Annotated in this window: 15 protein-coding genes; 7 read left to right on the top strand and 8 right to left on the bottom strand. The window is 54.2% G+C overall.

The window, feature by feature from the left end; genetic code table 11:
* On the top strand, window positions 1–109 hold a 109-nt coding region (locus FD744_RS25675; protein WP_237449393.1), incomplete at its 5' end, for a hypothetical protein.
* Between the two features lie 422 nt (window positions 110–531).
* Complete coding sequence (locus tag FD744_RS21585) at window positions 532–2,970, top strand: glucose/quinate/shikimate family membrane-bound PQQ-dependent dehydrogenase (RefSeq protein WP_160869335.1); 2,439 nt, start codon at window positions 532–534, stop codon at window positions 2,968–2,970.
* An 88-nt stretch (window positions 2,971–3,058) separates the two neighbouring features.
* Here the strand turns inward: FD744_RS21585 and FD744_RS21590 are convergent, their stop codons facing one another.
* The 4 genes from FD744_RS21590 to xseA form a co-directional block, all read right to left on the bottom strand.
* Window positions 3,059–3,241 (bottom strand): general stress protein, encoded by a 183-nt coding sequence (locus FD744_RS21590; protein ID WP_045814915.1) that lies wholly within the window; start codon window positions 3,239–3,241, stop codon window positions 3,059–3,061.
* Between the two features lie 105 nt (window positions 3,242–3,346).
* On the bottom strand, window positions 3,347–3,673 hold the full coding sequence (locus tag FD744_RS21595) for a protealysin inhibitor emfourin (RefSeq protein ID WP_034825682.1): 327 nt from the start codon (window positions 3,671–3,673) through the stop codon (window positions 3,347–3,349).
* Window positions 3,670–4,683, bottom strand: coding sequence for a M4 family metallopeptidase (locus tag FD744_RS21600; RefSeq protein WP_160869337.1), 1,014 nt, complete (start codon window positions 4,681–4,683; stop codon window positions 3,670–3,672). Before FD744_RS21600 ends, FD744_RS21595 begins: the two co-directional genes overlap by 4 nt.
* Window positions 4,684–4,730: 47 nt before the next feature.
* Window positions 4,731–6,104, bottom strand: a complete 1,374-nt coding sequence (gene xseA, locus FD744_RS21605; RefSeq protein ID WP_160869339.1) for an exodeoxyribonuclease VII large subunit — start codon at window positions 6,102–6,104, stop codon at window positions 4,731–4,733.
* A gap of 169 nt (window positions 6,105–6,273) precedes the next feature.
* Between xseA and guaB the strand changes: the two genes are divergently transcribed.
* The 3 genes from guaB (at window position 6,274) to FD744_RS21620 (ending at window position 10,313) form a co-directional block, all read left to right on the top strand.
* The gene (gene guaB / locus FD744_RS21610; protein WP_034825688.1) at window positions 6,274–7,740 is read left to right on the top strand and encodes an IMP dehydrogenase; all 1,467 of its coding nucleotides are present in this window, start codon (window positions 6,274–6,276) and stop codon (window positions 7,738–7,740) included.
* A 72-nt stretch (window positions 7,741–7,812) separates the two neighbouring features.
* The gene (gene guaA / locus FD744_RS21615; protein WP_034825692.1) at window positions 7,813–9,393 is read left to right on the top strand and encodes a glutamine-hydrolyzing GMP synthase; all 1,581 of its coding nucleotides are present in this window, start codon (window positions 7,813–7,815) and stop codon (window positions 9,391–9,393) included.
* 143 nt (window positions 9,394–9,536) lie between these two features.
* Window positions 9,537–10,313, top strand: coding sequence for a DUF3750 domain-containing protein (locus FD744_RS21620; RefSeq protein WP_160869341.1), 777 nt, complete (start codon window positions 9,537–9,539; stop codon window positions 10,311–10,313).
* Window positions 10,314–10,566: 253 nt separating this feature from the next.
* Here FD744_RS21620 and FD744_RS21625 read toward each other — a convergent pair whose 3' ends face one another.
* A complete protein-coding gene (locus FD744_RS21625; protein ID WP_034825711.1) occupies window positions 10,567–10,746 on the bottom strand; it encodes a hypothetical protein in 180 nt (59 codons plus the stop codon).
* 216 nt (window positions 10,747–10,962) lie between these two features.
* On the opposite strand from FD744_RS21625, the gene FD744_RS25680 reads away from it, so the two are divergent.
* Both FD744_RS25680 and FD744_RS21630 read left to right on the top strand, forming a co-directional pair.
* Window positions 10,963–11,211, top strand: coding sequence for a hypothetical protein (locus tag FD744_RS25680; protein ID WP_237449442.1), 249 nt, complete (start codon window positions 10,963–10,965; stop codon window positions 11,209–11,211).
* A gap of 10 nt (window positions 11,212–11,221) precedes the next feature.
* Entirely contained in the window at window positions 11,222–11,716 is a 495-nt protein-coding gene (locus tag FD744_RS21630; RefSeq protein ID WP_160834295.1) for an AlpA family transcriptional regulator, read from the top strand.
* Window position 11,717: 1 nt separating this feature from the next.
* On the opposite strand, the gene mgtE is transcribed toward FD744_RS21630, so the two are convergent.
* The 3 genes from mgtE to tehB all read right to left on the bottom strand — a co-directional run bounded on the left by mgtE (window position 11,718) and on the right by tehB (window position 14,216).
* Window positions 11,718–13,151 carry a magnesium transporter gene (gene mgtE, locus FD744_RS21635; RefSeq protein ID WP_160834296.1) on the bottom strand — a complete coding sequence of 478 codons (1,434 nt, stop codon included), beginning with the start codon at window positions 13,149–13,151 and terminating at the stop codon, window positions 11,718–11,720.
* Between the two features lie 126 nt (window positions 13,152–13,277).
* A complete protein-coding gene (locus FD744_RS21640) occupies window positions 13,278–13,466 on the bottom strand; it encodes a YfgG family protein (protein ID WP_034825717.1) in 189 nt (62 codons plus the stop codon).
* Window positions 13,467–13,616: 150 nt separating this feature from the next.
* Window positions 13,617–14,216 carry a tellurite resistance methyltransferase TehB gene (gene tehB, locus FD744_RS21645; protein ID WP_160869343.1) on the bottom strand — a complete coding sequence of 200 codons (600 nt, stop codon included), beginning with the start codon at window positions 14,214–14,216 and terminating at the stop codon, window positions 13,617–13,619.
* Window positions 14,217–14,227: the final 11 nt, after the last annotated feature.

Below are 14,227 nucleotides of genomic sequence, written 5' to 3' on the forward strand. Positions count from 1 at the left end.
AGAGATGGTCAGACTACCGGGACGACGGGAGCGCTCGTTCCCAAGGGTGGTGAAAGAGAGACCCTATAAATATCCGACAGCCAGAAGAAAAAATGCCAGTCAGGCTTAACTGACTGGCATTAGGCCCAAACGGGCCCTTTTTTTTCGCCCTGATGCCGCGCGATAAGCTCATCATCCCTGACATATCGCCTTAACATCAAAAATTACACTTTGATTCAGCCTCATATTTATTAATAACTTATGACTGGTTTTGTAGCAAAAATGCTATTGCCCAGTAACTCCTTCGTTATGGATGTTCACTTTCTAATGAACCAGGTGGTACAATCCTGCCGCCTTGTAGCGAGAATCACTCTCACCTGCGATGTGTCCTTGCTCACAAGCGCCGAATTACGGGCATTGCACCCGTACCAATAGATATAAAATAAAGCGTAACGGTTTGGTTCCTGTCCCCCATCGTTGGCAGGAGCATTGCTACTGGCTACAGTTTGTTAGCCGGCACCAGCGCGTTATTTTTTCAGGAGAGTTTTTGTTATGGCAGAAAATTCCGCTCGTCCCTGCAAAGGGTTGAGTATCTGGTCTGTATTGTTCGGGCTGGTCCTGCTGGCTGTCGGTCTGTTCTTCGCGATCGGCGGTGGCAAGTTGGTCGCTCTGGGCGGCAGCTGGTACTTCCTCATTTCCGGTATTGTGATGTTGCTGTCGGCGGTTCAGTTCTTCCGTCGCAAATCATCCGCCGTGACCTTATTCATTCTGGTCTTCGTTGGCACCCTGATTTGGGCGCTGTTTGATGCGGGCTTCCACTTCTGGCAGCTGGTTTCACGCCTGATGGTGCCTGCAGGCCTGATGCTGCTGGCGTTCCTGACCTGGCCAGCGCTGCGTAAGCGTGAAGGCAAAAGCTCTCTGGCGAAAGTTTCCTATGTCCTTTCAGCAGTTATCGCTGTTGGCATGGTGGCAACTTTCGTGCAGATGTTCCAGCCGCACCCAACCGTCGCTTTCGAAGGCAAACAGCTGCCGCTGATTCCGGTGGACAAGTCTAAACCACAGCAGGACTGGAGCAGCTACGGCCGCACGCCTGAAGGTGAGCGTTTCGCGGCGATCGACCAGATCACCCGTGACAACGTAAAAGACCTGCAGGTTGCATGGACCTTCCACACTGGCGATACCCCGATCAGCCCAACCGGTAACGGCGCGGAAGATCAGGAAACGCCACTGCAGGTAGGCAACACCCTGTACCTTTGCACCCCGCACAACAACGTGATTGCGGTTGCAGCGGATACTGGCAAGCAGATCTGGAAGCGTGAAATCAACGCACAGGCAGAAGTGTGGAACCGCTGCCGTGGTCTGGCGTATTTCGATGCGACCAAACCCGTACAGCAGCCAACACAGCCTGGCTCAACGCCGGTTCCTGCGCCAGCTCTGGCGGCAGGTGATACCTGTCAGCGTCGCATTCTGATGAACACCATTGATGCGCGTCTGATTGCCATCAATGCTGACAACGGTGAATTCTGTGAAGACTTCGGCGACCACGGTGTGGTTGACCTGAAAAAAGGTCTGGGTAAAGCGCCCGATCCACAGTATCAGCTGACGTCTGCACCACAGCTGGCCGGCACCACCGTAGTGGTGGGTGGTCGTGTGGCAGATAACGTCCAGACCGATATGCCTGGCGGCGTACTGCGCGGCTTTGACGTTATCACCGGTCAGATGCGTTGGGCGTTTGATCCAGGTAACGATGACCCGAATGCCATCCTGATGCCGGGCAAAGACTACACCCGTAGTACCCCGAACTCATGGGCACCGATGTCATACGACCCGGCGATGAACACTGTGTTCCTGCCAATGGGTAGCTCGTCTGTGGATCTGTGGGGTGCGAATCGTACCAAACTGGATCACACCTACGGCGCATCAATTCTGGCGCTGGATGCGACTACCGGTAAGCAAAAATGGGTTTATCAGACCGTACATAACGATCTGTGGGATTTCGACCTGCCGATGCAGCCGAGCCTGGTCGACTTCCCAATGAAGGATGGCACCACTAAGCCAGCCGTCGTTATCGGTGCAAAAACCGGTATGATTTGGGTGTTGGATCGCCTGACCGGCAAGCCTTTGACGAAAGTTGAAGAGCAGCCAATGCCGCAGGGCCATATCCCGAACGAGCAGTACACCAAAACACAGCCGCACTCAGTGGAAATGCCAAACATCGGCAACCAGAAGCTGACCGAGTCTGACATGTGGGGCGCGACGCCGTTCGACCAATTGGTGTGCCGTATTGCCTTTAAAGGCATGCGTTACGATGGCCTGTTCACCGTACCAGATACCGATAAGTCACTTAGCTTCCCAGGTTCACTGGGTGGTATGAACTGGGGCAGCATCTCGTTCGACCCGAACAACCAGTACATGTTCGTTAACGACATGCGTCTGGGCCTGTGGGTGCAGATGATTCCTCAGGACACCAGCAAAGATGCAGCCAGCAATGGTGGTGAAGCGATCAACACCGGCATGGGCGCCGTTCCGCTGAAAGGCACCCCTTACGCTGTTAACAAAAACCGTTTCATGTCTCCGCTGGGCATTCCGTGCCAGGCACCACCATTCGGTACGCTGTCTGCTATCGACATGAAAACCCGTCAGATCGTATGGCAGGTGCCAGTTGGTACTGTGCAGGATACCGGTCCATTCGGTATTAAGATGCGCGCACAGATGCCAATCGGTATGCCAACGCTGGGTGGTACTTTAGCGACTCAGGGTGGCCTGGTGTTCATCGCCGGTACGCAGGATTACTATCTGCGCGCTTTCGATAGCTCAACCGGTAAAGAAGTGTGGAAAGCACGTCTGCCAGTCGGCAGCCAGGGCGGTCCAATCAGCTACGTTTCGCCGAAAAATGGCAAACAGTACATCCTGATCTCCGCAGGTGGCGCTCGTCAGTCTCCAGACCGTGGTGATTACGTGATTGCTTACGCGTTGCCAGACAGCAAGTAAGCCTCAGTAAGAAGAAAGGCCGACATCATGATGTCGGCCTTTTTTTATTAACCATCCGTGGCGCACTTCACTCCTTAAGGTACCTTATTCACTGCTGCTTGGAGGGGCGACGGCTTTTTTGACCTCCTTTTCTTCCAGCTTCCCTGGCTCTTTCAGGATCGTTTCTGAAATTGCCCCCACTGACTTTGCCGCCAGCACTACCGGCTTCCCTGGCGCGCTCCGGGTCCTCTGCAAAGTTCCCGGCACCACCTCGTTGCTTTTTTTGTGTCATAGCAGAGACCTCATCTAAGGGTGTTTTCTTCGACGTGGACTAGCTAGCCACATTAATGATTATAGTCAGTAAGTTACAGGTTGCCTTGGGAGATCTCCGAGTTCTTCACTGGCCGTCGCGCCAAAGCGCCTCTAATTCTGGCGATGCCACGGTTTCTGGAATTAAAATCACGATGGATCCCGCCTCTTGATGGGTGGCATAGGTGATTTGAATGCGAAAATAGCGCTGATCGCCGCTGCCAAGATTCGCCGCCTGATCTTCAGGTTCGCCCAGTGGCAGCGCTTGTTCGAGAACGTTACACACCCGCTGTTTTTGCGGTTCCGGCAGTTGCGCCAGGGCAAAGCGGCGCTCGCCTCGCAGATTGGGGATAAAAGCAATGCCGCCTTCACGCGCCAGTTCGATAATGGCGTCATCAGTCAGTTGAATATTCACTTTACGCCTACCTGTTGCCAGGCGGATTGAATCGCCTCCGCCACCGAACGGTTAAATCGCTTACCACCATGTTCGACAGTAAAGCGGGCAAAGGTGCTGAAATCGGCATCCTGCGGCAGCGTCTTGTCGCAGAGAGTGTCGTACCAGGCGTGGCCCGCTAACTCCCAGGCAAAGCCGCCTAACGCTTTAGCGGCGAGATAAAACGCACGGTTAGGAATGCCAGAATTGAGATGGACACCGCCATTGTCATCGCGGGTTTCGATGTAATGATCCATATCCGCCGGTTGCGGGTCCTTGCCGAGTTTCGGATCGTCGTAAGCCGTGCCTGGTTCGGACATGGATCGCAGTCCACGGCCTTTAATCCCGGATGCTAACAAGCCCTCACCAATCAACCAGTCAGCCTGATCGGCCGTTTGCTGCAGGTGGAACTGTTTCACCAGCGAGCCGAACACATCAGACATCGATTCATTCAATGCACCAGACTGCTGGAAATAAACCAGCCCGGCCTCGTTCTCGGTCACGCCGTGGGTGAGTTCATGCGCGACCACATCAAGCGCAATGGTAAAGCGGTTAAAAATCTCGCCATCGCCGTCACCAAACACCATCTGCTGACCGTTCCAGAAGGCGTTCTGATACTCCTTGCCGTAATGCACGGTGCCATCCAGCTTCAGGCCCTGGTTATCCAGTGAGTTGCGCTTGAAGATTTGCCAGTAGAAATCGTAGGTGATGCCGAGATAATTCCAGGCCTCCTCGGCAGCGACATCACCATTGCCTGGCTGACCTTCATCGCGGATTAAGGTGCCGGGTAGATTCTGTGTGTTCTCCGCATCAAAGATGGCACGCAACACGCTGCCAGGCTGGGCGGTGGCCGCGCTGGCCGCTTTTTGATTGTGTTCAGCCATCAGTTGCTGAACATGGGTGAGGGTGCGGCGAGCAGACTCCTGAGGCGCACCCGAGCAATGGTCAATGATGTTGCGAAGAATATACGGAGGAATAACGCTGTAGGTCATAGTAACTCCTGGCCGTGAGTGAACATGCCAGAAGTATAGTTTTTCAGCTAGGAGCGTGCTTTACGGCTACGCGATTTCTGCGGTTCAAGGGCGGTCACCTGACTTTCCACCCAGCCATCATCCAGACGGGTGCGCAGTAAGTCGCCTTTATGCAATTGCTGGGTTTTCTTCACCAGCTGGCCTTGGGTATCCGTTGTCACACTAAAACCGCGAGCCAGAGTCGCAAGCGGACTGACGCCCTCCAGTTGCGCAGCCAGATTACCAAAGCGCTGACGATTGTGATTCAGCTGCTTCTCCATGCCCTGTTGCAGGCGATACTGCCACTGCTGCATCTGCTGCTGCGCACGCAGAATGCGCCCCTGAGGCTGCTGCTGATTGAGGCGCTGTAACACGCGATCCTGCTGGCGATTAGCCACGCGCAGACGTTGATCCATTGCCTCGCCGAGGCGACGCTGCAACTGGAACAGTGTGGTTTGCTGGCGTGCCAGACGCAGCTGTGGATGTTGCTGCTGCAAACGATGTTGTATGCGGGTAAAACGGCGTTGCTGCTCTGCAATGTAGAAATCCATCGCCATTTCCATACGCTGCTGCTGTGACTGCAAACGGCGCAGCAGTTCGATCTGATTGCGGCTCACGATTTCTGCCGCCGCAGATGGGGTAGGGGCGCGCAGATCGGCGACAAAGTCGGCGATGGTGACGTCTGTCTCGTGGCCGACGGCACTGACGATGGGCAGGCGACTGGCAAAAATAGCACGCGCCACGCGCTCATCGTTAAAGCTCCACAAATCCTCCAGCGAGCCGCCGCCACGGCCGACAATCAGCACGTCACACTCATCACGCTGGTTCGCCAGTTCAATGGCACGCACAATCGCAGCCGGTGCATCCACACCTTGCACCGGCGTGGGATAGATAATTACCGGCAACGAGGGATCGCGGCGATGCAGTACGCGCAGCACATCATGCAACGCGGCACCGGTGGCAGAGGTGATCACACCGACCTGGCGCGCCGGATCGGGCAGCGGCTGTTTGAACTGCTGATCGAACAGCCCTTCGGCCGCCAGTCGCGCTTTCAATTGCTCAAACTGCTGCTGCAGCAGACCTTCACCCGCTGGATGCATGCTTTCGATAATCAGCTGATAGTCGCCACGAGGTTCATACAGCGTAATGCTGGCGCGCACCAAAACCTGCTGACCATGCTGAGGACGGAAGGTGACGCGGCGGTTGCTATTACGGAACATCGCGCAGCGGACTTGTGCGCCATCATCCTTTAAGGTGAAGTACCAGTGACCGGAAGAGGGCTGGCTAAAATTTGAGATCTCAGCGCTGAGCCACACCAGGCCCATCTCATTTTCCAGCAGTTGGCGCACCGTGGTATTCAGGCGGCTGACAGTAAAAATATTGGCGGTTGGCGGTAGCGACATGTGATGTAGATCAAATTTTAAATCAGAGGGTTAATCAACCGATACTACATTGCTTACCCGAAGGATCAAGACTTTTTCCTAAAAAACACTGGAGGCAATCGATTTCGGCCTGTATAATGCCGCGGCAATATTTTATCTGTTTTAATCGCCCCCAGGTGGAGATATTGCAATGCTAAGAATCACTAAAGAAGCCCTCACTTTTGACGACGTTCTGCTCGTTCCAGCTCACTCCACTGTCTTACCGAACACCGCTGATCTCAGCACCCAACTGACGAAAAACATCCGTCTGAACATCCCTATGCTGTCTGCTGCTATGGACACCGTGACCGAAGCCGGTCTGGCAATTGCACTGGCGCAGGAAGGCGGTCTGGGCTTTATCCACAAAAACATGTCGATTGAGCGCCAGGCGGATGAAGTTCGCAAAGTGAAAAAACACGAAAGTGGCGTAGTGACCGATCCGCAAACTGTTCTGCCAACCACCACGCTGGCGGCAGTGCAAGAGCTGACCGAGCGCAACGGCTTTGCGGGTTATCCGGTTGTGAACACAGACAACGAACTGGTCGGCATCATCACCGGTCGTGACGTGCGTTTTGTGACGGACCTGAGCCTGCCAGTTTCCGCTGTGATGACACCGAAAGAGCGTCTGGTCACCGTTAAAGAGGGTGAAGCGCGCGATATCGTACTGCAGAAAATGCACGAAAAACGTGTTGAGAAAGCGCTGGTTGTGGATGACAGCTTCCATCTGCTGGGCATGATTACCGTTAAAGATTTCCAGAAAGCAGAGCGTAAACCTAACGCCTGTAAAGATGCGGAAGGCCGTCTGCGTGTGGGTGCTGCGGTTGGTGCGGGCGCAGGTAACGAAGAGCGTGTTGACGCGCTGGTTGCTGCGGGCGTTGACGTTCTGCTGATCGACTCTTCTCACGGTCACTCTGAAGGCGTTCTGCAACGTATCCGTGAAACCCGAGCGAAGTATCCAGACCTGGACATCATCGGTGGCAACGTGGCGACCGGTGCAGGTGCATTGGCACTGGCCGAAGCGGGCGTGAGCGCGGTGAAAGTGGGTATCGGCCCTGGCTCAATCTGCACCACGCGTATCGTGACTGGCGTAGGTGTACCACAGATTACCGCCGTTTCTGATGCGGTTGCTGCGCTGGAAGGCACTGGTATCCCGGTTGTGGCTGATGGTGGTATCCGTTTCTCAGGTGACATCGCCAAAGCGATCGCCGCAGGCGCGGCCGCTGTGATGGTCGGTTCTATGCTGGCGGGTACTGAAGAATCTCCAGGCGAAATCGAGCTGTATCAGGGCCGTTCGTTCAAATCTTACCGTGGTATGGGTTCACTGGGCGCGATGTCTAAAGGCTCATCTGACCGTTACTTCCAGACCGATAACGCGGCTGACAAACTGGTGCCAGAGGGTATCGAAGGCCGCGTCGCTTACAAAGGCCGTCTGAAAGAGATCGTGCACCAGCAAATGGGCGGTCTGCGCTCTTGCATGGGCCTGACCGGTTGCCCAACCATCAACGATCTGCGTACTAAAGCCGAGTTCGTGCGCATAAGTGGCGCAGGTATCAACGAAAGCCACGTGCATGATGTGACCATCACCAAAGAGTCACCGAACTACCGCATGGGTTCATAATCCCGTAAGATTCAACGCCCGGCACCTGCCGGGCGCTTTTATTATTAAGTCCATCCCAATGGAAACGCCTCAATGACGACTGAAAATATTCATAAACATCGCATTTTGATCCTCGATTTTGGTTCTCAGTATACGCAGCTGGTCGCGCGCCGCGTGCGTGAGCTGGGCGTCTACTGCGAACTCTGGGCGTGGGATGTCACCGAAGAGCAGATTCGTAGCTTCAATCCAAACGGCATCATCCTGTCAGGTGGCCCGGAAAGCACCACTGAGCTGAACAGCCCACGTGCACCAGAATACGTGTTCAATGCTGGCGTACCGGTGCTGGGCGTGTGCTACGGCATGCAGACCATGGCAATGCAGCTGGGCGGCAAGGTTGAAGGCTCCAACGAGCGTGAGTTTGGATATGCGCAGGTTGAAGTGCTGACCCAGAGCGCGCTGGTTCGTGACATCGAAGATGCCATCAGCGCAGCCGGCAAACCGCTGCTGGACGTGTGGATGAGCCACGGTGACAAAGTGACCGCTATCCCGGCTGGCTTTGAAACCGTTGCCAGCACCGAAACCTGTCCGTTTGCCATCATGGCCAACGAAGAGAAGAAATTCTACGGCGTGCAGTTCCACCCAGAAGTGACGCATACCCGTCAGGGCCTGCGCATGCTGGAGCGTTTCATCCGTGATATCTGCGGCTGTGAAGCACTGTGGACGCCAGCCAAGATCATCGAAGATGCGGTAGAGCGTATTCGTGAGCAGGTCGGCGAAGATAAAGTGATCCTCGGCCTGTCAGGTGGTGTGGATTCCTCTGTCACCGCGATGCTGCTACACCGCGCTATAGGCGATCGTCTGACCTGTGTATTCGTGGACAACGGCCTGCTGCGTCTGAACGAAGCCGAGCAGGTGATGGACATGTTTGGCGATCACTTCGGTCTGAATATCGTTCACGTTGCCGCTGAAAACCGTTTCCTCGATGCACTAGCGGGCGAGAACGATCCCGAAGCCAAGCGTAAGATCATCGGCCGCGTATTCGTTGAAGTGTTCGACGAAGAAGCGCTGAAGTTGACTGACGTGAAATGGCTGGCACAGGGCACCATCTATCCAGACGTGATCGAGTCTGCTGCTTCTGCTACTGGCAAAGCGCACGTGATCAAATCGCACCACAACGTGGGCGGTCTGCCGAAAGAGATGAAGATGGGCCTGGTTGAGCCGCTGAAAGAGCTGTTCAAAGATGAAGTGCGTAAGATCGGTCTGGAACTGGGCCTGCCATACGCCATGCTGTATCGCCATCCGTTCCCGGGTCCAGGTTTGGGCGTGCGTGTACTCGGCGAAGTGAAGAAAGAGTATTGTGACCTGCTGCGTCGTGCCGATGCCATCTTCATCGAAGAACTGCATAAAGCTGACCTGTACAACAAAGTCAGCCAGGCCTTCACCGTGTTCCTGCCAGTGCGCTCTGTCGGCGTAATGGGCGACGGTCGTAAATATGATTGGGTTGTGTCACTGCGTGCAGTGGAGACCATCGACTTCATGACCGCGCATTGGGCGCATCTGCCGTACGATTTCCTCGGCCGCGTCTCCAACCGCATCATCAACGAAGTGAACGGCATTTCTCGCGTGGTTTACGATATCTCAGGTAAGCCACCGGCCACGATTGAGTGGGAATAATTTCCGCTGATTGAATCGCCTATCAAGCCCGCTTAAATGCGGGCTTTTTCTTTTCCAGGACAGCAAAGCATAGTTAGTGAATACAAACCCACCTCTATCAATGCATGATGGCCGGTGAATTGTTAATCATCAGGACGCCGTCGATGCTGCCATTGAAAGCCTTTCTCCTCTCTTTCCTCTGTATTGTGTTGCTCTCACTGGCAGCGAGTCTGGCGCAAGCCACGCGCACCGGTGAGTTAACCAGTGAGCGCGGTGGCTGGGCGACGGCGCGACGGGATTCGGCCGGGTTAGCGCCGGACCCACATCAATATGCCAATCTGGCCATCGTGCAGGTCTATGCCGCGCCCACATATGGCTGGAAGGGCGCTGTCGCGGTGCATCCGTGGATCATTTTCAAACGCGCGGGAGAGACGCAGTACAACCGTTACGAAGTGATCAGCTGGGGCAGTGGCGACAAGGTGCGTCGCAACGCAAACCTGCCGGACGGATACTGGTACGGCGCGAAACCGCGTTTACTGGTGGAGCATCGCGGCAAGGAAGCAGAAGCAATGATTCCGCATATCGAATCGGCGATAAAATCCTACCCGTGGCCAACGACCTATCACGCGTGGCCGGGACCGAACAGCAACACCTTTATGGCGCACATTGGCCGTGAAGTACCTGCATTAAAGTTAGACCTGCCTGCTAATGCGTTAGGCAAAGACTATCGCTCTCTGCTTCATCCCATTGGATTACCACCGTCGGGGCGTGGGTTACAGGTGTCCTTGCTGGGTGTGTTAGGCGTTACCCTGGGTGCGGAAGAAGGGCTGGAAGTGAATGTGTTGGGATTGAATCTGGGGCTGGACTTCACGCCATTAAAACTGCGCTTGCCGTTTATTGGCGGAATTGGGCAAGATAATCTGCAAAAGGACAATCCGTGATTGTCTGCGTTCATGCCGTGTAATAAATTGCGTAATGCCATTCACTTAAGCCAGCGAGTGCGTCTTTAACCTGGTACGCATGAATGCGCACTTTATGAAAACCGCACCAAACAATGTAAGGGCGTCATTAACCGCACCGAGCAGCGTAGCGCGTCATTCATGGCGAGCAAAACCAGGCATTACACAATAAATTACGCCGCTATGGCAGGGCGCACTGACCAGTAGCGGCGCTATTTATCGCGTAACGGAAGAATCAGCACACGCCGAAATCGCCTTCTTCGTGATACAAATTCACGCTATCTGCCCTGACTTCGATCTCACGTTTGATGGGATCGTCAATACGCGCGCACCATAACAACTCACCTTCAACCCGTGTGACCTGCATCTTTGGGCCACCGGTCTTCGACTGCACAAAATCATCAACTTTAAACATGCTGTTTCTCCCTCAGGTCAGTGATAGCGCTAAGTGTATATGCGCTTGAACTCAGGTGCGCTCGATTTTGTGCGCTGGTATCCAACCTCAAATTAAATCCGGGATCACTGGACACTTCTTGTTCTCTCACGCCTTAAATGCTGATGACATAGCATCTGAAAACTGAAGGTGGTTGTCAGTTGACAACCTAGTGTTCAAAGTATAAGGTGGCATGCAATGTCAGAAAGGAAGCGACACCCGCACAAAGAGATTGAAAGCGTTTTACGTTATGCAGAAGTTCAGGGATGGAAAATTGCGCAGGGTGGGCATCATGCGTGGGGAAAAATGTATTGCCCGGAGAATTCAGCAGAGTGTCGATGCGGTGATTTCTGTATTACCTGCATTTGGAGCACGCCTAAGAGCCCTGAAAATCATGCCAGGATGTTAAAGCGAGTGGTGGATAACTGCTTAAGAGTGAAACGATAAGGATGTAAAAATGGAATTTGAATTCACGTTACGTTTTCAGTTGAGTGACGCTGTTTCTGATGACGAAGCCCTGGAGCGACTCGGTGCTGCCGGTTGCACTGATGCGCTGGTGGGTACTGGCGTAGCCGGTAAATTGAGTCTGATGTACTGCCGGGAAGCGGAGAGTGCGCAGCAAGCGATTCGCGATGCTTTAGCCGAAGTCATTCAGGCTTTACCCGATGCCGAACTGATTGAAGCGGCCCCCGATCTGGTCGGCCTTACGGATATCGCCGAGTTGATCGGCGTATCGCGCCAAAATATGCGGAAGTTAATGCTCACTCACAGCCCGCAGTTTCCACGTCCAATTCATGATGGTAAAACCGCGTTGTGGCACCTTATCGATGTGGTCGAGTGGTTAAATCAACGCGGTTCATCCCGCGTAACACCGGGCATCAGCGAACTGGCGCACGCAACGTTGCAACTCAATTTGCAGCAAGCGCTGCAACGTTACGCGCACTGTCTTTGATTTAATGGTGCAGCAAAAACACCGTTGCCAGACCGAGGAAAATAAAGAAACCGCCGGTGTCGGTGATAGCGGTGATCAGCACGCTGGAGCCTACCGCCGGGTCGCGTTTCATCTTGGTCATGATCAACGGAATCAGTACACCCATGAGCGCCGCCAGCAGCAGATTAAGCACCATCGCCAGCATCATTACGCCACCGAGTTGCATATTGTCGTACATCAACCAGGTGATGCTGCCCATGATTCCGCCCCAGAACAGCCCGTTAATCAGGGCAACGCCGAGTTCACGTACCACCAGGAAGGAGAAGTTACCGGGTTCCACCTGATGCAGCGCCAGCGCACGCACAATCATGGTGATGGTTTGGTTACCGGTGTTACCGCCAATCCCGGCGACGATAGGCATCAGCGCCGCCAGCGCCACCAGTTGAGAAATGGTCTCTTCAAACAGGCCAATTACGCGAGAAGCGATAAATGCGGTACACAGATTGATGGCGAGCCACGCCCAGCGTTTACCCACCGCTTTGCGCACCGGCGCGAACACGTCCTCACCCTGGCTGATACCGCCCATCTTACGGATGTTGCTTTCGTTCTCTTCGTTAACCAGATCGATCACGTCTTCCACGGTGATACGGCCAATCAACTTGCCTTTCGCATCAATAACGGCGGCAGAGATCAGGTTATAACGCTCAAAGGCACTGGCTGCATCTTCGGCTTTGTCGTCGAGCTGAAAGGTGGTCGGGCGCGCATTCATCACGTCAGAAACCAGCGTCTTTGGCTTGTTGAGTAAAATGTCGGTGAGTGTTAACTCACCCAGCAACTGATTCTGTTCGTCAGTAATAAAGATTTTATCGGTACCATCCGGCATGCTTTTGCGCTTGCGCAGAAAGCGCTGCACGGTGGCGAGGGTCACGTCAGATCGGACGGTCAGAATATTGAAATCCATCACCTGGCCCACGCGGTCGCGATCAAGCTCGATCACTTCCAGCAGGCGTGCACGCAGGTTTGGCTCCAGCGTGGTGAGTAAACGTCCGGTTAAATCACGCGGCAGATAGCGAGCCAGATATACCTGATCGTCGATGTCCAGCGGCTCAATAGCGTGCAGAATCTCGCGATCAGTCATACCTTCCGTCAGGCTGGCCCAGACGGTTTCAGAGGCTTCGACCAGCACGCGACCGCGCTGTTCGGAGGGCACAAGGCGCCATAATGCCAGACGCTCTTGTTCAGGTAGCGCTTCGAGGATATCCGCTAAGTCAGCTGCGTGCAGTTGATGCAGCTCTTCTTCCAGCTGATGGCGCCAGTCGGTGATCTCTCGCAGCTCGGCGGCATTGAGATCGATAGATTTATCCAGCAGCACATCAACGAGATCGTCCTCGCTGAGGAGCAGATGCAAGATGCGCTGGCGGATCTCAGTTAATTGTTGTGCATACGGAGCAGACATAACGCGTCCCTTGTGTCTGTAAAGTCAGGTCAAAGTGTAGCGCGTTGCGGGTAATCAGGGCGCATTAAGCAGCATTGTCACAATCGGGCAATGTGAAGCGGCAAGCAACGATGACCCGCAAGTTCCTTAGCGCGAATCGCTGGTGCTCAGTGTGGTGACCGGCTCAGGTGCGGCTTTTTTTTGCTGATGATGCTCAATCGCACCGGGGATAATGAAAATCAGACGGCCAACCAAAATGAAGAAACTGATCAGCAAAATAATGCGAGTCATGGTACCGGTTTTGGGACGTCTTCGTGCAGGGATGGCGCTGTTCACGCAGGGTGGTTCCTGTAAATGCCCGGCTGGGCGATGGCAACATTTAGTCACAGTTAGATTGTCAGGTCAATCGCTGTGTGAAAAATGAGCAGTAACGGTTAAGGGTGCGTTGATCAAAATCAGATGAGGCCGCAATCCGCGGCCTCGTCATCAATAGCTGGCTTTTTGCGCCAGTAGCGTGGCGAAACGGTATTTGATGCGATCGCCGTTTTCATCGCGACGATGCAGTTCACCGATATCCTCGTTGTACTTCACGATGTGCCAGTTGCGATAGTAATGGCTCAGCTCACCGGATTTGAACGTGAACGGGAAGTTCTGCGAGTTGGGATAATCATCCGTGCTCATCGCCGCCACAATCAGGTTATAGCCATATTTCAGCGTACTGGCCTGCATATCGGCAATCAGCTGTGGGATGGATTCCGGTTGCAGGAACATCATCACCACTGTGGAGAGCACGAACTGATAGCCGCCGTTGAAACGCACCTGATTGAGATCGCACAGTTCAGTGCGAATGTTCTCCAGATTCTCTTCCTGAATAATGCTATTCAGACGCTCAAGGCTGACCGGATTGCTGTCCCAGGCCGTCACGTCAAAACCGTGCTGATTCAGGAACAGACTGTTACGGCCCTGGCCGCAGCCGAGATCTAACGCCTTGCCCACTTCCAGTTTTGGCAGTGCAGCCAGCACTTCGGAGTGGGTCGGCGTCAGACCGTATTTTTCCGCGAAATAGTTATCGGGACGTGTTGTCATAGTGATACAGC

It is taken from the genome of Pantoea sp. Taur (genome assembly GCF_009830025.1).
GTDB classification, from domain to species: Bacteria; Pseudomonadota; Gammaproteobacteria; order Enterobacterales; family Enterobacteriaceae; genus Pantoea; species Pantoea communis.